We start from the raw sequence: 18,882 nt of genomic DNA, 5'->3' as shown, positions 1-18,882 counted from the left end.
GATGATCACATCCGACATGTCGCTGACGGGTGAAACGGGTAGGGCAACGTGACCGAACAGCTGGGTGAACGCCGAACGGCCGTCGTCATCGAGGATGACGCGGATATCCGTCAACTCCTCGAGACCGTCCTTGAGCAGGCCGGCTTCGAAACGGTCTCCGCTGCGAACGGCCTCGACGGCGTCGAAGCGGTCCGGACGCACAATCCGCTCGTCACCACGCTCGACGTCAGCATGCCCGGTATCGACGGCTTCGAAGCCGCCAAGCGGATCCGAGCGATCAGCTCGACCTACATCGTGATGCTCACCGCCCGAGGTGACGAGATCGACACGCTGCAGGGCCTCGACTCCGGTGCCGACGACTACATGACCAAGCCGTTCCGTCCGCGTGAACTGCGTGCACGCATCGAAGCCATGCTTCGCCGCCCACGCGCTGGCGGCGAGGTCGGCGTCCCGGCGGCTCCAGTACCAGTTCAGTCTGCGCCCGCCGCACAGCAACCACAGCTGGTACAGCACCGCCCGGCCGACCCGACCATCGTGCACGAGACCGTGGCTCGTCACGCGGGGCCCGTCGGACAGGCAGTCGCACCCATCATCCTCTCGCCGGCCGTCTCCGGCTCCGGGGACGCCACCGAAGGCTGGCTCATCCACCGCGGGCTGAAGCTCAGCCCGGCCACCCGTATCGTCGAGGTCGACGGCAGCGAAGTGGACCTCACGCGCAGTGAGTTCGAGCTCCTGCAGGCGCTCATGGAGTCCCGTCGTCGCGTGCGCAGCAAAGCCGACCTCGCCCTCATGCTCCGCGGCGAAAGCTACATCACGGCGTACTACGTGAGCGAAGCCGACAAGCGCGCCATCGAGGTGCACCTCGCCAACCTTCGCCGCAAACTCGCCGACAGCACCGTCGCTCCGCGGTTCATCGAGACGGTCCGTGGCGTCGGCTACCGGATGACCTCGGACGACTAGGCCCTCCCCGCCTGATCGATCGCGGAGACCGCTCGACTGCCCGGGTGGGCTAGCGGCCCTGCAACGCCTCGGCGGCCTCCAGCTCGAGCAGCCGTTCGCAACTGCGTTCGCCGATCTCCTCGAGGGCGTCCCTCGTGTCGACCACGCGCGCCAAATGGTGATCGTCGAGGGCGCGCACGCCGGTGCTCGCGAGCGCAGCGACACCGATCACGCCGAGCATGACACTCGACGATCGGATGCTCAACAGCACGACCTTCGCCTCGTCCAGGTCGCCGTCTTCGATCGCCGCAGTGAGCCGAGCGAGCCGGGTCGGCCACATCTCGACGTACGTCTCGACGAAACGCCGACGACTGCGCAGGTCGCCCGAGAGTTCTCGGAGCAACCTGCGCAGTTCGCCGGCGTCGACGGTACCCGGGTCTGTGGCCATCACACTCGATAGCCGCGCTGGCGACGGATGAGCTTGCCGAACATGCTCAGGGTCTGGAGGACGGTGATCACGCCGAGGACAGGCCATCCGGCCCAGAGGATCGTGGACTGCACGACCGGGGAGAGCTGCGTCCAGACGGCGACGATCGCGATGATCGCGGCCAGGACGAACAGGAGGGGAGCGAGGTGCGCGTTGCCCGAGCCGCGCTCGGCCTTGGCCTGCTCGGCCCAGTTGTCGACCTTCTTGTTGGAGGCGAACTTGGACCACGCACGGATGAAGTGGCCCATTCGGATCCACATGTAGAACTCCGCCGGGAAGATGAGCACGGCGAACAGGATGTCGCGGACGTTGCGGTTCTTCATGGACATGGCGATGCGCAGGTTCAGCAGGATCGCCACGACCGGAGGGATCAGCCAGATGGGGCTGAACACGAAGGCGTGGATCGACAGCGACCCGGCGAGCAGTACGACGAAGAGGATGCGGGTGACGATGTTGAGCAGCATCTCCGCGTTCTCGAGCCACCGCAGGCGGAGGTTCGGGTGGAAGGGCTGTCCCTTGGTGTCGCCTCGCTGACCCGGCCACATGAGTTCGATGGCGCCGTAGTTCCACTTCACCTGTTGTGCGTCGAGGGAACGGACCGTCGTCATACCACCGACATCGGCACGCGCGCGAGCGCTGATCTTCGTGAGATAGCCCGCGCTCTTGATCTGCAGCGAGAGGAGCGAGTCCTCGACCTCGGAGTCCTTGACCCAGGGGGTGGACTGGTGGTTCTGCTCCATCGCGTCGCGCAGCGCCTGCACCGAGAAGATCGAGTACTGACCGCCGAGCACCGCCATGTTGCGGCCTCGCAGCATGTTCTGCATGTTGAACGCCGCGAACTGGGTGCGCTGTCCGGCGATGAGGAATGCCGGGATCAGCTGCTTCTTGAACGGTTCGTCGTCGATCGAGAAGATCGCAGAGATCCCGCCGATGCGCGTGTCCGACACGATCTCGGCCTCGAGCGACTCGATCGCCGTCTTCTCGGCGACGGTGTCGCCATCCACACCCAGCAGGTAGTCGTAGCCTTCGACCAGGGTGAAGCCGTAGTTGAGCGCACCCACCTTCTTGTCGGGGTTCTTCCCGATGTCGTGGATGAAGACCTCGGTGAACTGCTCGTATCCGTTCTCGTCGACCTTGGAGTGCGGGCCGGCGAAGGGTGCTGCCACGTCGACCGAATGATCGGTCGTGTTGTTGATGATGACGTGGATGACGTCCGGCATCCGCGTCTGCTCGAGGAGGGACTCGATGACCTGCGCCAGCGACTCCTCCTCGTTGTAGGCCGGGATGATGCAGCCGATCGTCGCCCGGTACTCGGGGAGCGAGTTGACCGAGTCGATGAATTCATTGGCATACGCTTCAAGTTCGGGTGCGAGAAGCGGCTGCGTCTGGATGTATCGAGGGTCGGGCAGCTTGGCGGCAGGACGGGCGTCGTCAGGTCGTGCTTCAAGGTCAGACATACCGTGGTCCTGTTCTGAGTGGGCTGAGCGCAACGTGTTCGCGCTGCAATGACCACTCTGCCGCGCCGAGCCCGGCTTTGACCCGTGAATGCGATAGCGTCGGCTCAGGATTTCCTCAAGATTCGCTCTGGCCCCAGTTCGTGGGGTACTGCGGACGTCCAATCCCGTCAGATCAGGCCACCGACCGTCGCCCAGGAGCCCCATGTCGAAGCAGCTCAGCCCCGCCAGCAACCGTCCGTCTCACCGGGCGGTGCACGCCGCGACCGCCGTCGCGCTCGTGCTCGGACTGAGCGCGTGCGGAACACCCCCCTGGGAGCAGCCCGGTATGGGATCCAGCAGCTCGCCGAGCACGTCGAAGACCCCGAAGCCGACCGTCAGCGCGATCACGAACGAACTCGCGACGGGGAGCGCGCAGCATTCGCTGGTCGCGGGTCCTGCGACGCTCACAGTCGACTACTGGTCGACGCTCTCGATGGATGCCTGGACGGCCGACGTGAACAAGCCGGTCAGCTTCTCTCTGAGCGGCGTGCTGAACCCCGACGACCTCCAGGCCCTCTACCTGTCGCGGGTGACGCTCACGACGACGGTGCACGGTCCTGACGGCCAGCTCGACTCGCCGGCACCCTTCACCGACCAGTCGACGGTCTCGCCCGGCTACCTCATCAAGGCGCCGTACAGCTACAGTCAGACCTTCGTCCTGCCGGAGGTCGACAGCACGGCCACGGGGGTCACGCTCACGATCACCTACGAGCTGCTCGTGCAGACCACGCCGACCTCGGCCGAGTACGCCAAGCAGACTGCGGTCGACACCCTCACGATCGCGATCGCCCCGAAGCCCTGAGCGCTTCTCGCGTCAGTACTCACCCGACGACGCCGAGGAGGCGGAGAGTACCGTGCGGTTGCCGCCGCTGTTCGAAGCTCGGAGGCTGGCGGCCCGGGCGGCGTTCGTGAGCACACCGACGTCGTAGCCGAGGTAGTCGGTCAGGGCGACCCCGATGCTCGCCGTCGGACGCAGCCGGGGCGTCGTCTCGACCGGATGGTCGAGCAGGCCGTCCTGGATGCTCTTCGCGATCTGCAGCGCTGCGTCGGCGTCGACGGCGGGAGTCGCGATGAGGAGGCACCCGGCGCCGTCCTCGCCGATGTCCGACAGCGTCGGCCCGTAGCGGCGGACGGAGACGATGAAGCCCTCGGCGACCTGGTTGCTGAAGCCGACACCGAACGCGGTCGTCATCTCGTCGAGGTCGTCGAGACGGACGTGCAGGATCGCCAGCTGCTCATCGTGGAAGTTCGCGCGTTCGAACCAGTCCTCGGAGACGCGGATGAACGACTCGTGCAGCAGGACGTCGTCACCCGTGTACGCGACGATGCTCCCGTGCCGTCGGCTCGCCGGTGCCGCGCGCTCGGCCCGCAGGATGGAGAGCGCGACGGTCGCGATGATGAGGAGCGCGATGAGGAGCAGAGACGACGCGACGGTCCCGAACAGTGTCGTGAAGAGCGCGCCGTCAGTGCCCTCCACGAGGATCGTGACGAACCGCGCGGCGAAGAAGGCCGAGGCGATGCTGAGGACGACCGTGAATCCGCGAGTGCTCGGATTCTCGCGCATGCCACCCCGGAGGGTCTCAGCGGCGGCGAGTCCGGTGAACACCGAGATCCCGACGAACGTGACCGGGGCTCCGGCCCATGGTCCGCCGTCCGGGCCGGCCGACAGCGCCGCGACGGCTGTCGCGGCCGAGCCGATGAGTGCTACCCAGAGCAGGCCCGACTTGCCGTTGAACAGGCGGGAGCCTGACCACAGTGCTGCCATGCTCAGCACGTAGCCGGCGTTCCCTGCGGCGGTCGCCCACCACGCGTCGGCGCTCAGCGTGCTGACGACGTAGGAGAAGCTCGTGAACATGCCGGCCATGTAGGACACCGACCACACCCGTCCGCTCGCGTCGTCCTTGCGCATGAAGGTGTTCACGATGAAGGTCGCGCCGCAGACGAAGATCACGAGGGCGTTGACGACGGCGATGGTCTGCACATCGAAGATCATTCGGGGAGGCCTCTCGGGATACGGACGACCGCGGTGGTGCCCTCGCCGAGCACGCTGTGCAGGGTGAGGTCGCCACCGTGCAGCCGGACGATGTCGCGGCTGATGGCGAGCCCGAGGCCGCTGCCGTGCACGGTCGAGTTTCGGACGAGGTCGGAGCGGAAGAAGCGTTCGAACAGTTTCGGCTGGTCCTCTTCCGAAATGCCGATGCCGGTGTCGCGGACGATGATCCAGGCGGTGTCGCCCTCGGAGGTGACGCCGATGCTCAGCTCGCCGTCGTCGCGGTTGTACTTGATGCCGTTCGACAGGAGGTTGTCGACGACCTGGCGGAGTCGGAAGGGGTCGGCGAACAGCCGCACCGTCTCCTCGTCGTGCCGGATGATCGTGATGTTGCGCTCGGCCGCGAGGTGCGCCAGCGACTCGACGGACCGGTCGACGATCTCGCGGAGTTCGCACCCCGTGCGATCGAGCGCCATCGTGCGGTTGACGTCGCGGGACGCGGCCAGGATGTCGGCGATGAGTTCGAGCAGCCGGTCGCCGTTCGTCTGCGCGATGGTGAGCTGCTTCGCGACGGTCGCGGGGAGGCCCGGGTCGTCGAGTGCCAGGTCGAGGTATCCGAGGATCGAGGTGAGTGGGGTTCGCAGCTCGTGGGACACCGACGCGACGAGGTCGTCTCGGGCTCGGATCGCGTTGATCTCGCTCGTCACGTTGCGCGACACGAGCACCGTGCCGTCGTAGCCGCCCTCATGGTCGTAGAGACGGCGTGAGGTGAGGGCGAGGGCGATCCGCTCCGAGCCCGGCGCTCCCAGCCACACGGTCAGGTTCTCGAACTCCTCACCGCGTCTCGAGCGGATGTACGGCTTGTCCTCCGGCTCCAGCGGGGTCAGACCGTCCTCGGCCCACACCGGGAGGTCCGGGTTGACGTCGGAGAGCTCGCCGACCTCGTCCTGCAGACTCGTCTGGAATCGGTTGACCATGGCGCGCGCACCGATCTTGTCGAAACGCACCACGCCGAAGTTGACGGCGTTCAGGATCTCGGCGAGCCGACTCTCCTGATCCTGGGCTCGCCACAGTGCCGTCTCCAGCTGACCGGCCTGCTTGTTCAGCAGCACGCGCTGGGCCTCGGTCCGCTTCGCCGTCAGGCTCGTGGACACCGCCACGAAGGCGAGCACCATGGGGAGGATGACGAGTGCCGGAAGGCTCGCGATCGTGATCTCGCCCGGCTCGACAGCGAGGGTCGTCCAGGTCGCCGTGCAGACGAGGGAGACGGCGGTGATCGCTCCGGCGATCCCGAACGCCGAAGCCATCCAGATGGTGGGGAACACCCACAGGAGCCCCGCGCCGATGAGCGGCTCACCAGCGCGGATGAAGCTGATCGCGACGATGTCCATGATCGGCAGCGCGATGAGGAGTCGCGGGAACTGCTGCCACGGCACGATCGGTGCGAGGGCGGTTGCGACGAAGGCGAGGATGACGCCGACATAGAACAGGACCGAATTCTTGTCGACGCCCTGGAAGATGAGCGTCGCGAAGAGGATCGCGACGACGGCGAGGCCGAACAGGAGCTGCGGGAACGCCGAGTATCCGGTCATCCGTCCGACGGGCTCGGAGCGGGCCGAGCCACTCAATCGACCGAGGCGGATCGGAGCCTGCGGGCCCGTGTGCTGACCGGTGGTGGAATCGCCGGACGTCGCGTCGTCGGACAGCGCGGTCCGGTCTCCGGTCGACTTCGCGGGCATGGCACGAGAGTACCGCGATCGGGGGGTGCGAGGGGCGCACAGCGCAACGCGATCCGCGGGGGCCGTCCGCGACCAGGCCCGCTTACCGCGTGCCCCAGTCGTAGAGCTGCTTGTGCAGGCGCAGGTAGACGAAGGTCTCCGTCGCCGCGACGCCGTCGATCGTGCGGATCTCGGCGTTCAGGAGGGCGATGAGTTCCTCATCGTCCTCGCAGACGACTTCGACCAGGAGGTCGAAGGAACCGGCCGTGAGCACCACGTAGTCGACTGCGCTGAGTGCCGACAGCCGGTCGGCCACCACGCGGGTGTCGCCCGTCACACGGATGCCGATCATCGCCTGCCGGGTGAAGCCGAGCTGCATGGGATCCGTCACCGCGACGATCTGGATCACCCCTGACTCGGTTAGCTTCTGCACACGCTGGCGGACGGCGGCCTCACTGAGGCCGACGGCCTTGCCGATCTCGGCGTACGACCGACGTCCGTCGGTCTGCAACTGCTCGATGATCGCCTTGGACGTGGCATCAGGCTGGGGTGCCTTCGCCGAGCCGTCGGACGTTGCTCTGATCATGTGACGATCATGGCAGCAGAGGTGGGGTCGGGCAAGCGGATCCGCAGCCGTGCCTTCGCTGAACGGTGTGAATCCGTGGCGGGCGGCGCAGATGCCCGAATCGGAATCCGCCGAGCCGGGCGGCACGCTGCGCTCCGGGTCGGTGCCGTACTATCGTCGATGGTGCATCAGCCACCGCCAGCCGTACTAGAGGAGCAGACGTGACCGAGCACGGGCAACGGATCGTCACTGTGCCCGGCGGTCGTCGCCTCTCGCTGGCCTGGGCCGCGATGACCGATGTCGGCAAACGCCGCGAACTGAACGAGGACTCCGTCGTGGCCGAACCGCCGGTGTTCGCCGTCGCGGACGGTATGGGTGGGCATTCCGCCGGTGAGGTCGCTAGCGCCGCCGTCGCCCACCGCTTGAATCTCGCCACCGAGGACGCCGACATCCTCACCGTCGACGGTCTCGTCGAAGCGCTTCGCATGGCCGTCGCCGACATGATCGACACTGCCGAGGAAGGCGAGCTCGGTATGGGTACCACCGTGACAGGTGTCGTCCTGACCGCCGAGGAGGGCGAGGGCCGTCTGGCCGTCTTCAACATCGGCGACTCCCGCGTGTACCGCCTGCAGGACGGCGAACTCGCCCAGATGACCGAGGACCACTCGATCGTGCAGGAACTCATCCGCGCCGGGGCGATCAGCCCTGAAGAGGCGGAGTTCCACCCCAACAGCAACATGATCACGCGAGCCGTCGGCCCGTCCGATGACCCGGTGCCCGACGTCGAGCTCTTCCCGGTCGTGAGTGGAGCGCGCTGGCTGATCTGCTCGGACGGCCTCACCAAGGAGCTCACCGACCACGGCATCTGGTACTTCCTCACCGAGGGCAAGACTCCGGTCGACGCAGCCGAGCTGCTCCTCCGGGCCGCCCTCGACAACGGCGGCCGCGACAACGTGTCGGTCATCGTCCTCGACGTCGCCGAGGAGCCGCAGACTTCCTGAGCCTGCTTCGCTGAGCCTGCTCCACAGGGGGGCACCCGGTCGAGTTCTCCCCAACAGGACGTCAGTCGTCGAGCTCGCGCCGATCGGGCTGATGTGGTTGAGCCATGAGCCGATCCCGTCACCAGCCATCCGTCGAAAGCCCCGCCAGGACGACGCCGGGCGACGGCCGCCTGCTCGCCCCGAAACCGCCGGAGGACGCCCCTGCCGGCTCATTCCCGATCCTGGCGAGTCTCGCGCCCGTGCTCGGATCCGTGGTGCTGTTCGCGATCACGAGATCGCCGGTCACGCTCGTGTTCGCGGCGCTCGGCCCGCTCATCGCGATCGCGGGATTCGTCGATGCACGCTGGACGAGACGCAGGCGAGCGGGGCGCGCCGCGGCGGAGTACCGTGCCGCAGCGACACGGCTCGAGGAGGAGATCGACGAGGCGCACGCCGTGGAACGTGCCTGCCTCGACCGGCAGCACCCGTCAGGACGCTCCCTGGGGGTCCTGGCCGGAGCCGATCGCGGGCGGTGGCGGGTGCCCGCCGAGCGGCTCACGCTCGTCGTGCTGGGGCGGGGTGAGATCGCCAGCACGTTGCGGATCGACGGCACGGGTGAGGAGGGGCGCTGGGCCCACGCTCGACGGCTGGACGATGCGCCGGTGGTGATCGACGCCGCCGACGGCATCGGCATCGTCGGTGGACCGGCGCTCGCCCGCGCCGTCGGACGGAACGTGCTCCTCCAGCTCGCCCGCCAGCTCCCGCCGCAGCAGGCGGTGTTCCTCGCCGGAGGAGGTGCTTCACCCCGCTCCGAACCCTGGGCTGCGTTGGGTGGGCTGCCGCATCGCGACGGTCCTGCACGGACGCCGGGTGCTGAGGCCCAGGACGGAGAACGCACGCACGTCACGGTCGTCGAGCGCTGGAGCGATGCTCCGTCATCGCGAGGCGACTCGGGGCATCGCCCCGGGGCAGGTGGCGTGCTGCTCGCGCTCTCCGACGCGGTGGAGCTCATCCCGACGAGGTGCCGCCATCTGCTCGTGCTCGGCGCCGATGGCGAGACCATCCTCGCCGACGGTACCGGCGCGCGCGAGTCCGTCCTGCTGCGACCGGGGCTTCTCTCGGACGCTGAGGCCGATCGTTTCGCTCTCACACTCGCCGAGGCGGCATCGAGCTCGGGTGAGTCGAACACCGGGAGTCGAATCCCGAGCGAGGTGCGCCTGGCCCAGTTGCGCTCGGGGGTCCGAGACGAGGAATCGGAGCACACGGGCTGGCGGTCACAGGCACTGCGTGTCGCAGTCGGCCGAACGGCAGACGCGCCGTTCCTCCTCGACCTCGCCGGAGACGGGCCGCACGCGATCGTCGGCGGCACGACCGGAAGCGGCAAGAGTGAACTGCTCATCACCTGGATCACGGCGCTCGCCTGGCGGTGCTCGCCCGTCGAACTCTCGTTCCTGCTGATCGACTGCAAGGGCGGCGCCTCCTTCCAAGCCGTCGAGGCGCTCCCGCATGTCGTCGGGATGGTGACCGACCTCGAGCCGGCTGCAGCGGTGCGTGTCGTCTCGAGCCTCCGAGCAGAGCTCCGGTATCGCGAGCGGATCCTGGCCGCGCACGGAGCACGACATCTCCTCGACCCCGTGCTCGCGCCGGAGCACCGACCTGCCCGGCTCGTCGTGGTGGTGGACGAGTTCCAGGCGTTGCTGGATGCGAGCCCGCATCTGCACCAGGTGTTCGCAGACCTGGCCGCTCGCGGCCGTTCGCTCGGCCTCCACCTGATCCTGTGCAGCCAACGACCCGCGGCGGTCGCGGCCGATGCGATCCTCGCCAACTGCACCCTGCGCCTCTCGCTCCGGGTCACGTCGCGGCAGGACAGCAGCGCGATCATCGGCGTGCCCGACGCCGCGGCCCTCCCGGCGTCGGCAGCCGGCCGCTGCATCGTCTGGGATGGCTCTACGCGCATCGAGTTCCAGGCTGCAGTCGCCGATCCCGTCGACCTCGCGGCGGTGCGTGACCGATGGCGGGGCGCCCCGGTGCCCCGCCGGCCATGGCTCGACCCGTTGCCGGCTCAGTTGAGCGCCGTAGCACTGCGATCCATCGTGCGGGAGACGGTTCTCGCGACGGGCGCGCTGGAGCCTGAGGACGGCACCGAAATCGTGTTCGGTCTCGCGGACCTTCCCGACCAGCAGGAGCAACGTCCGGCCGTGTGGAGGCCCGCGCGTGACGGCTCGCTGCTCGTCCTCGGCGCCGGCCGGTCCGGACGCACGACCTTCCTCGACACCGTCGAGCAGGCTGCGACGGGACGGTGGCAGGTTGAGCGGGTGGGCCACGATCCCGAGCAGGCGTGGGACACCATCGTCGCGCTCGCAGACCCACTGCGTCCGACACCTCCGACGATCCTCCTCGTCGACGACGTCGAGTCGATGCTCGCGACCGCCGGCGACGAACATGCGGACGCGATCCGAGCGACCCTGCTCGGCCTGTTGCGCGACGGCGGACGTCGGGAGCTCCGCGTGGTGCTCGTCGCGTCGCGGATCGCTGGTGTCATCCATCGGCTCGCCGCGCAGACCGATCGCACCCTCGTGCTGCGGCTCGCCGATCGCCAGGAGCACCTCGTCGCGGGCGCGCCAGCGAGCTGTTTCGACCCACGGCGACCGCCGGGACGGGCCTACTGGGATGAGGTCGAGGTCCAGATCGCCGTCCCCGAAGCACGGCCGGTGGGCCGTGCCGCGCCCACCGCGCCGCGAGCGTGGTGCCCGGAGCCCGGCACCACCACGATCCTCATCACCCGCGCAGCACGTGCGGCGAGGGCGCTCGTCCAGTCCCACGTCGGCTCCGGGGGAGGCGTGCACCTCGTCGAGCCAGCCGTGGAGCCGTGGACTGCGATCGGACTGAGCGGAGGATTCCGCCCAGCCGAGCCGGACAGACCGGCTCCGGGTGCGACCGTGGTGCTCGTGGACCCGGAGACGTGGCTCTCCGGGCGACTCGTCGCCGGCCGCGAGCTGCCGAACAGCGCAGCCGGTGCGGACCTCGTCATGCACGGGTGCTCCGCGGCGGACTTCCGGCAGATCACCCGGAGCCGGGAGCTCCCTCCGCTACTCGGCTACGGCAGCGCACGAGCATGGTGGTGGCGCCCCGGACACGAGGCGCGACGCGTCGAGTTGTTCGGCGACGGCGCGGGGCGCAGCCGTGGCCTCGGCTCAGACCGCGGTGACGCTGATCCGGCCGACGACCGCTGACCCGCCGTGGATCGCGAGGTCGAGTTCCGGCTCGAGCGCATCCACCGCGGCCGCGTCGAGCGCGCCCACCGAGACGAGGAGGCGCAACCCGATGATCGTCGAGGCCCGGAGGGACCCGTCGAGCACCTTCAGCGCCACGGTCGCGCCGCCAGGAGCCGACATCACCATGACACCCTCGGCCCCGAGCTTCGCGAACAGACCAAGCCGCTCGATGACGAGGGTGTTCGCACGACCGGGGCCGTCGAGTGCCCACCCGTTGGCGAGCACAGCAGCCGTCAACAGCCCGGCGTTGCGGTACAGCGCGAACGGGGAAGTGGGGGAGGAGCTCACGACGCGGCCGATGCCTCTGGCCAACCCTGCGAGCGAGATCGCGTAGACCGGTGCACCACATCCGTCGATACCGCTCGCCGCCGGTTTCTCACCGGTGAACCGCTCGACCGTGTCGCGAACCGCCACCTGCAGCGGATGCGCCGGATCGAGGTAGCTCGCCTGATCCCAGCCGTTCTGCGCGCAGGCGAGGAGCATCGCGGCGTGCTTCCCGGAGCAGTTCATGTAGAGCGGACTCTTGCCGAGTCCGTCGCGCACGAGTTCGTCACGGGCGGCGCGGTCACCCGGCCAGTCCGGTGGGCACTGCAACGCCGAGTCCTCGATGCGCGCGCGGCCGAGCATGCTTCGGACGACCTGCACGTGCTTCCGGGTGCCCGCGTGGCTCGCAGTGGACAGGACGGCCTGCGCACCCTCGAGGGACACACCGGCGTTCATGATGGTGATCGCCTGGAACGGTTTCAGGCAGGAGCGCGGGAAGATCGGAGCAGATGGGTCGCCGAGGCTCGCGAGCACCTCGCCGTCCGGGCCCAGCACGATGGCCGAGCCCGCGTGCCGCGACTCGATGAACCCGCTCCGCTCGACGACCGCGAGCTCGACGGCGTCGTCGACGCCGAAGGTCTGCACGACGCCGGCGCTCACAGTGCCGAGATCGCCTGATCGATGACGGTCATCGCGTCGGCGATGAGCTCGTCGGACACGGCGAGGCTCGGCAGGAAGCGGAGCACGTTGCCGTACGTCCCGGCGGTGAGGACGAGCACGCCCTGCTGCGCTGCGGCAGCGGCGATCGCGCTGACCGCCGCGGCGTTGGGCTCCTTGGTCGTCGAGGCGGTGCCGGGCTGGACGAGCTCGATCGCGATCATCGCGCCGATGCCGCGCACCTCGCCGATGATGTCGTACTTCGTCTGGAGTTCGAGGAGCGCTGCCGTGAGCGTCGCGCCGATGCGGTCTGCCTCGGCGAGGAGACCGCGGGACTCGATGGCCTCGAAGACGGCGACCGACGCTGCGCAGGCGACCGGGTTGCCGCCGAAGGTCCCGCCGAGCCCGCCAGGCTGACTGGCGTCCATGATCTCGGCGCGGCCGGTGACTGCGGCGAGCGGGAGGCCGCCGGCGATGCCCTTGGCGCTCAGCACGAGGTCGGGCACGAGCCCGAAGTGCGAGCTCGCGAAGTACTCACCGGTGCGGGCCATGCCGCTCTGGATCTCGTCGGCGATGAAGACGACACCGTTCGCGGTGCACCACTCCTGGAGTGCCGGGAGGTAGCCCTCGGCGGGGACGACGAAGCCGCCCTCGCCCTGGATCGGCTCGACGACGAGGCACGCCAGGTCGACGGCGCCGACGCGCTTCTCGAGGTAGGCGATGGTGCGGGCAGCGGCCTCGGCACCGGAGAGGCCGTCGTGGTAGGGATACGAGTTGGGGGCGTGGTAGACATCGCCGGCGAACGGGCCGTAGCCGGTCGCGTAGGGCGCCGCCTTGTAGTTCATGGCCATGGTGAGGTTCGTGCGACCGTGGTAGCCATGGTCGAGCACGGCGACGGCGCGACGTCCCGTGAACTTGCGGGCGATCTTCACGCCGTTCTCCACCGCCTCGGCGCCTGAGTTCACGAGGACGGTCTTCTTCGGGAAGTCTCCGGGGGTGTGCTCGGCGAGCAGCTCCGCCACCCGCACGTACTCCTCGTAGGGGGTGATCGTGAAGAGCGTGTGCAGGACGTCGGACGCCTGCTCCTGGATGGCGCCGACGACGGACGACTCCGTGTGGCCGATCGTGGTGACGCCGATCCCGGCGCCGAGGTCGATGAACTGGTTGCCGTCGACGTCGACGACGATCGCGCCGTTCGCGCGCTCGATGTAGACCGGAAGGACGCTCGACACGCCATCGGACACGACGGCCTGGCGGCGGGCGTGGAGCGCCTGCGAGCGGGGGCCGGGGACTGCCGTCACGATGCGACGCTCCTGCGTCACGCTCGGCGCGGAAGCGGTCGTCTGGTTCGTGGTGTCGAGGGTGTCAGTCATAGTCATTCAGCGTAGCGCGCCCGTCCGACACCCGCGGCCCGCTTCGTGGGGCGCGGTGTCAGGCCAGTGGAATACTGGTGGCATGATCACGGGCCACCACGACTACACCATCGGCATCCGCTGGGACGGCGACCTCGGGACGGGGACGAGCGGGTACCGCGACTACTCGCGAGAGGTGACGGTCACCGCTTCGGGCAAGCACGATCTGGAGGGCTCGGCCGACAAGCCGTTCCGGGGCGATCCCGGTCGGTGGAACCCCGAGGAGCTGCTCCTCGCCGCGCTCGCGCAGTGCCACCTGCTGTCCTACCTGCACGTCGCCGTGACCCTCGGCGTCGTGGTGACCGGGTACACGGACGACGCGGTCGGCACGATGGTGGAGGACGGCGCGGGCAGCGGTGCGTTCACCGAGGTGGTGCTCCGACCCCGAGTGACGGTCGCCGACGCCTCGATGGTGGAGGCGGCGCGGGCAGGGCATGCGAAGGCGAATCAGCTGTGCTTCATCGCCAACTCCGTCAACTTCCCAGTGCTCCACGAGCCCACGATCGTCGTCGAAGCGCCCTGAGGCTCGGCAGCGCCGGCGTCAGAGGCGTTCTGGGCGCAGCGCGCGCTTGATGCGCTCCACCGTGTCGGCGGGCGGTGACTCGTTGTACGCGTTCGCCAGTTCCTGACCGGTGAGGGCGTGGATGGCGTCCATGATCTCGTCGGTGGCCTTGCGCCTGGCACGCCCCGAGGTCGCTGGACCGTGGTGGCTGACGTCGATCGGCTCGCCGAAGATGATGGTCACCGGCTTGAACTTCGGGATGGTGGTGCCGACCGGCATGAGTTCGTCCGTGCCGATGAGACCGACCGGGACCACCGTCGCGCCGGTCGTGAGAGCGAGCCAGGCGACGCCCGTGCGGCCCCGGTACAGGCGGCCGTCGAGCGACCTCGTGCCCTCCGGGTAGATCGCGAAGGCGTTCCCGCCGTCGAGGATGCGTCGCCCCTGGTCGAGTGCCTCCTGGGCCGCTTGTCCCACGCCGCGCTCGACACCGACGGCGCCGATCGAGGTGAAGAAGGTGCGGGAGACCCAGCCCTTCAGCCCTCGTCCGGTGAAGTAGTCGTTCTTGGCGAGGAACTGCACTCGCCGCGGCGCGCTGATCGGGATGGCGATGCTGTCGATGAAGGACAGGTGGTTGCTCGCGAGGATGACCGGCCCGCGCTTGGGCACGTTCTTCCGGCCGATGATCTTCGGACGGTAGAGGAGCTTCGCGGTGGTGTTCAGGACGGTGCGACCGAAGTAGTAGACGAACCCGGGTTTCGCTGGGGGATCGGCGGGTGCGATGCCCTCTGCCGCGGTCGAAGGTTCGTCGACAGGGTGCTCCTGGGCGCGTCGGTTCGTCTGTTCGTCCTCGGCCATGCGCTCGACTGTACTCCGGATGCATGCGCGTCGCGGCATACGCTCCGGGCTCAGCGCTCCGCGGATGCTCGGCGTGCTATCAGCCAGCATGGAGACTGGTGGGTGACACTGGATCGACCCCTCAGCAACGACCGAAAGTTCCCCTGTGCGCAAGAGCCTCTCCCTCCTGGCCGTGATCGCGTCCCTCGTGTCGCTGACGGCCTGCAGTTCGGCGACCTCGCAGTCGCAGGCGCTCGCCAGCCCGGGGGAGTGCGCAGACACCAGCGCAGGGTCCGCTTCGAAGGCGATCTCGGTGAAGGGCGACTTCGGTTCCCTCCCGGACGTCACCTTCTCCAAGGGGACGCTGAGCGCCGACACGACGCAACGCACCATCGTCTCGACCGGCGACGGCGAGGAGGTGGAGCCCGGCGACACCACCTTCGTCGAGATGTCGATCTACAACGCCGTGACCGGCTCGATCGTGGCCCAGACCGCGTACGGCGCGAGTCCGGCGACGGCGATCGTCGTCAACGACCAGAAGTACTTGAAGGGTCTCGTCCGCGCCGTCGAATGCACGACCGTCGGTTCCCGCGTCGCGGCGTTCGTCACGGCGAGCGACGGGTTCGGGTCGGCAGGTTCCAGCGACGGCACTGTCCAGGCGGATCAGCCGCTCGTCGTCGTCGCCGACGTCCTGAGCACCGTCCACAGCGACGCGAAGGCCGACGGCGTCCCGCAGGAGCCCGTGGCCGGCATGCCGACGGTCGAACTCGACACCGCCGGCCGCCCGACGGTCACGATCCCCGAGGAGCCGGCGCCTGCCGATCTCCAGGTCGCCGTCCTCAAGCAGGGTGACGGCGCCGTGGTGGAGTCCGATGCGGAGGTCATCATCAATTACCAGGGCGTCAACTGGCGCACGGGGAAGGTGTTCGACGAGAGCTGGGGCAACGGCCCGACGAACTTCCAGCTGTCCGCGGTCGTCAAGGGGTTCTCGAGCGCCATCGCCGGTCAGCGCATCGGTTCGCAGGTCCTTGCGGTGATTCCACCCGATCTCGGCTACGGACCGAGCGGTGGCAACAGCCAAGCCGGCATCGAGGCGGACGACACGATCGTGTTCGTGATCGACATCCTCGACGCGAGTCGCACGACCGCACCGGCTGCGGGCTGAGCGGCACCGCCCGGGCAGCCGTAGACTGACCGCCGTGAGACGTGTCATCATCCTCGGTTCCACCGGGTCGATCGGAACGCAGGCCCTCGACGTCATCCGCGCCGACCGCGACCGCTTCGAGGTCGTCGGGTTGACCGCCGGGTCGAACGCTGTACTCCTCGCAGAGCAGGCGGCCGAGTTCCACGTGGACGACACGGCGCTCGGCGCCGACGACGCCGAGCGACTCATCCGCAGCGTCGACGCGGACGTCGTACTCAACGGCATCACCGGGTCGATCGGTCTCGGCCCGACGCTGGCGGCGCTCGAGACCGGTCGGACGCTGGCGCTCGCCAACAAGGAGTCCCTGATCGTCGGCGGCGACCTCGTCAAGCGGCTCGCCGCTCCCGGACAGATCGTGCCCGTGGATTCGGAGCACTCGGCGATCGCGCAGGCGCTCCGCTCAGGCACCGACGCCGAGGTCCGTCGCCTCGTGCTGACGGCCTCGGGCGGGCCGTTCCGCGGCCGGAGTCGTCACTCCCTCGCAGACGTCACGCCCGCGCAGGCGCTGGCGCACCCCACGTGGGACATGGGCCTCGTCGTCACGACGAATTCGGCCACGCTCGTGAACAAGGGGCTCGAGGTCATCGAGGCCCATCTCCTCTTCGACGTGCCCTACGACCGCATCGAGGTGACGGTGCATCCGCAGTCGATCGTGCACTCCATGGTCGAGTTCATCGACGGCTCGACGATCGCCCAGGCCTCGCCGCCGGACATGCGCCTGCCGATCTCGCTGGGCCTCGACTGGCCGAACCGTGTGCCCGGTGTCGGCGTGCCCCTCGACTGGACGGCCGCGCAGCAGTGGACGTTCGAGCCACTCGACCATGAGGCCTTCCCCGCTGTGCGTCTGGCGAAGCAGGTCGGCGGTTACGGCCGCACGTACCCTGCCGTCTTCAACGCCGCGAACGAGGAGGCCGTGCAGGCGTTCCACGCCGGTCGGCTCGGCTATCTCGGCATCCTCGACATCGTGCGCGGCGTCGTGGAGGACCACGCCGCACCGGACGGCGAGTTGACGCGCGAATCACTCGCCGAGGCGGAGCGGTGGGCACGGGAACGGGCGCAGCAGCGCATCGGCTGATCATCGCTCGGCAGGGCTTCGACCCCCAGCAGCTCCAGAGGCTGCGCACAGCCCGCGTGCAGCCGGGTGCTCGAACGCGCGAGTAGGGTGAACGGCGTGGAATCCGTGCTCCTCTACATCCTCGGCATCGTCATCGTGCTCGTTGGCCTCGTCGTGTCCATCGGGCTGCACGAGGTCGGCCACCTGGTGCCCGCGAAACTCTTCGGGGTCAAGGTCACGCAGTACATGATCGGCTTCGGCCGGACCATCTGGTCCCGGCGCAAGGGCGAGACGGAGTACGGCTTCAAGATGATCCCGTTCGGCGGGTACATCTCGATGATCGGCATGTTCCCGCCGAAGCAGCCGGGCGAGGCCGCCCGGAACGCGAGCACGGGTTTCTTCGACACCCTCGTGCAGGACGCACGTGAGGCGAGCGCCGACACGATCGGCGCGGGCGATGAGGAGCGCACGTTCTACCGGTTGCCGGTGTGGAAGCGGATCATCATCATGCTCGGCGGGCCGTTCATGAACCTCGTCCTCGCGGTGCTGTTCATCGGGATAGCGATCTCGGGTTTCGGGATCCCGCAGCAGAGCAACACCCTCACGACCGTGTACGCCTGCGTCCTCCCGTCGACGAGCGACCGCCAGGACTGCGCGGCCTCAGATCCGGAGAGCCCGGCTGCTGCCGCCGGACTGAAACCGGGCGACACGATCCTCAGCATCGACGGCACGGCCGTGACGACCTTCGCCGAGATCTCGGCCGCGGTCCAGCAGGCACCAGGCTCACCGCTCGCACTCGAGGTCCTGCGCGGCGACCAGCACCTCGACCTGACGCTCACTCCGCTCCTGCTCGAGCGGGATGTCGTCGACGCCGACACCGGCGAGGTCGTGACGGACTCCGCAGGCAAGGCGGTGACGCACGAGGTCGGCTTCGTCGGTATCACCCCGCAGCAGAAGATCGTCGCCCAACCCGTCACGGCCGTCCTGCCCACGGTCGGCGACACGGTGTCCCGCACGGCGAACATCATCCTCAACCTGCCGCAGCGTCTGATCGACGTCGGGCAGGCTGCCTTCGGTTCCGGTGAACGCGACCCGAACGGCCCGATGAGCGTCGTCGGCGTCGGCCGGATCGTCGGTGAGGTCGTCAGCATCGATGAGATCCCCGTCGCCACCAAGGCCGCGACGGTCTTCAGCATCCTCGGCTCCTTGAACGTCGCCCTGTTCGTCTTCAATCTCATCCCCCTGCTGCCGCTCGACGGCGGTCACGTTGCTGCCGCCCTGTGGGAGTCGATCCGTCGCGGCTTCGCGAAGGTCTTCAAGCGCCGCGATCCGGGACCGGTGGACGCCGCCAAGCTCATTCCACTGACCTTCGCCGTCGTGATCGTGCTCGGTGGCATGAGCGCACTCCTCGTCTACGCCGACATCGTGAAGCCGGTCAACCTCTTCGGCTGAGGCCTCGACCCGGCGATGCGCATCGGACGTACTCCCTCGGGAGTACTCACGGT

At 68.6% G+C, this 18,882-nt stretch carries 16 protein-coding genes; 8 read left to right on the top strand and 8 right to left on the bottom strand.

Annotated elements, in window-relative coordinates; translation table 11 throughout:
- Window positions 1-48: 48 nt before the first annotated feature.
- Window positions 49-960 (top strand): response regulator transcription factor, encoded by a 912-nt coding sequence (locus tag KXS11_RS13825; RefSeq protein ID WP_437386185.1) that lies wholly within the window; start codon window positions 49-51, stop codon window positions 958-960.
- A gap of 49 nt (window positions 961-1,009) precedes the next feature.
- Here the strand turns inward: KXS11_RS13825 and KXS11_RS13820 are convergent, their stop codons facing one another.
- The gene (locus KXS11_RS13820) at window positions 1,010-1,387 is read right to left on the bottom strand and encodes a hypothetical protein (protein ID WP_437386184.1); all 378 of its coding nucleotides are present in this window, start codon (window positions 1,385-1,387) and stop codon (window positions 1,010-1,012) included.
- Window positions 1,387-2,883 carry a glycosyltransferase gene (locus KXS11_RS13815; RefSeq protein WP_437386183.1) on the bottom strand — a complete coding sequence of 499 codons (1,497 nt, stop codon included), beginning with the start codon at window positions 2,881-2,883 and terminating at the stop codon, window positions 1,387-1,389. Before KXS11_RS13815 ends, KXS11_RS13820 begins: the two co-directional genes overlap by 1 nt.
- Window positions 2,884-3,085: 202 nt before the next feature.
- Here KXS11_RS13815 and KXS11_RS13810 point away from each other — a divergent pair, with 202 nt between their 5' ends.
- Entirely contained in the window at window positions 3,086-3,724 is a 639-nt protein-coding gene (locus tag KXS11_RS13810) for a hypothetical protein (protein ID WP_437386182.1), read from the top strand.
- A 12-nt stretch (window positions 3,725-3,736) separates the two neighbouring features.
- Here the strand turns inward: KXS11_RS13810 and KXS11_RS13805 are convergent, their stop codons facing one another.
- The 3 genes from KXS11_RS13805 to KXS11_RS13795 form a co-directional block, all read right to left on the bottom strand.
- Window positions 3,737-4,915, bottom strand: coding sequence for a hypothetical protein (locus KXS11_RS13805; protein WP_437386181.1), 1,179 nt, complete (start codon window positions 4,913-4,915; stop codon window positions 3,737-3,739).
- Window positions 4,912-6,651, bottom strand: a complete 1,740-nt coding sequence (locus KXS11_RS13800) for an ATP-binding protein (RefSeq protein WP_437386180.1) — start codon at window positions 6,649-6,651, stop codon at window positions 4,912-4,914. The genes KXS11_RS13805 and KXS11_RS13800 overlap by 4 nt, the downstream gene beginning before the upstream one ends.
- An 82-nt stretch (window positions 6,652-6,733) precedes the next feature.
- Entirely contained in the window at window positions 6,734-7,216 is a 483-nt protein-coding gene (locus KXS11_RS13795) for an Lrp/AsnC family transcriptional regulator (RefSeq protein ID WP_437386179.1), read from the bottom strand.
- A 200-nt stretch (window positions 7,217-7,416) separates the two neighbouring features.
- Between KXS11_RS13795 and KXS11_RS13790 the strand changes: the two genes are divergently transcribed.
- Window positions 7,417-8,196 carry a PP2C family protein-serine/threonine phosphatase gene (locus KXS11_RS13790; protein ID WP_437386178.1) on the top strand — a complete coding sequence of 260 codons (780 nt, stop codon included), beginning with the start codon at window positions 7,417-7,419 and terminating at the stop codon, window positions 8,194-8,196.
- A gap of 104 nt (window positions 8,197-8,300) precedes the next feature.
- A complete protein-coding gene (locus KXS11_RS13785) occupies window positions 8,301-11,408 on the top strand; it encodes an FtsK/SpoIIIE domain-containing protein (RefSeq protein ID WP_437386177.1) in 3,108 nt (1,035 codons plus the stop codon).
- On the opposite strand, the gene KXS11_RS13780 is transcribed toward KXS11_RS13785, so the two are convergent.
- Window positions 11,370-12,374: an asparaginase gene (locus tag KXS11_RS13780; protein ID WP_437386176.1), complete on the bottom strand. Its 1,005-nt coding sequence runs from the start codon at window positions 12,372-12,374 to the stop codon at window positions 11,370-11,372. The two genes, KXS11_RS13785 and KXS11_RS13780, sit on opposite strands and share 39 nt — an antisense overlap.
- The gene (gene gabT, locus KXS11_RS13775; protein ID WP_437386175.1) at window positions 12,371-13,744 is read right to left on the bottom strand and encodes a 4-aminobutyrate--2-oxoglutarate transaminase; all 1,374 of its coding nucleotides are present in this window, start codon (window positions 13,742-13,744) and stop codon (window positions 12,371-12,373) included. Before gabT ends, KXS11_RS13780 begins: the two co-directional genes overlap by 4 nt.
- An 85-nt stretch (window positions 13,745-13,829) precedes the next feature.
- Here gabT and KXS11_RS13770 point away from each other — a divergent pair, with 85 nt between their 5' ends.
- A complete protein-coding gene (locus tag KXS11_RS13770) occupies window positions 13,830-14,306 on the top strand; it encodes an OsmC family protein (protein ID WP_437386509.1) in 477 nt (158 codons plus the stop codon).
- Window positions 14,307-14,324: 18 nt separating this feature from the next.
- On the opposite strand, the gene KXS11_RS13765 is transcribed toward KXS11_RS13770, so the two are convergent.
- On the bottom strand, window positions 14,325-15,140 hold the full coding sequence (locus KXS11_RS13765) for a lysophospholipid acyltransferase family protein (protein WP_437386174.1): 816 nt from the start codon (window positions 15,138-15,140) through the stop codon (window positions 14,325-14,327).
- Between the two features lie 145 nt (window positions 15,141-15,285).
- On the opposite strand from KXS11_RS13765, the gene KXS11_RS13760 reads away from it, so the two are divergent.
- From KXS11_RS13760 to KXS11_RS13750, 3 genes are all read left to right on the top strand, one after another.
- The gene (locus KXS11_RS13760) at window positions 15,286-16,284 is read left to right on the top strand and encodes an FKBP-type peptidyl-prolyl cis-trans isomerase (protein WP_437386173.1); all 999 of its coding nucleotides are present in this window, start codon (window positions 15,286-15,288) and stop codon (window positions 16,282-16,284) included.
- A gap of 34 nt (window positions 16,285-16,318) precedes the next feature.
- Complete coding sequence (locus KXS11_RS13755) at window positions 16,319-17,398, top strand: 1-deoxy-D-xylulose-5-phosphate reductoisomerase (RefSeq protein WP_437386172.1); 1,080 nt, start codon at window positions 16,319-16,321, stop codon at window positions 17,396-17,398.
- Between the two features lie 96 nt (window positions 17,399-17,494).
- On the top strand, window positions 17,495-18,829 hold the full coding sequence (locus KXS11_RS13750) for a M50 family metallopeptidase (protein WP_437386171.1): 1,335 nt from the start codon (window positions 17,495-17,497) through the stop codon (window positions 18,827-18,829).
- The last annotated feature ends 53 nt before the right edge of the window (window positions 18,830-18,882 follow it).

This window comes from Plantibacter flavus, from assembly GCF_051487245.1.
In the GTDB taxonomy this organism is placed as follows: Bacteria; Actinomycetota; Actinomycetes; order Actinomycetales; family Microbacteriaceae; genus Plantibacter; species Plantibacter flavus_B.
The sequence above is the reverse complement of the archived record's forward strand: the minus strand, read 5'-3'. Positions and strand labels throughout refer to the sequence as shown.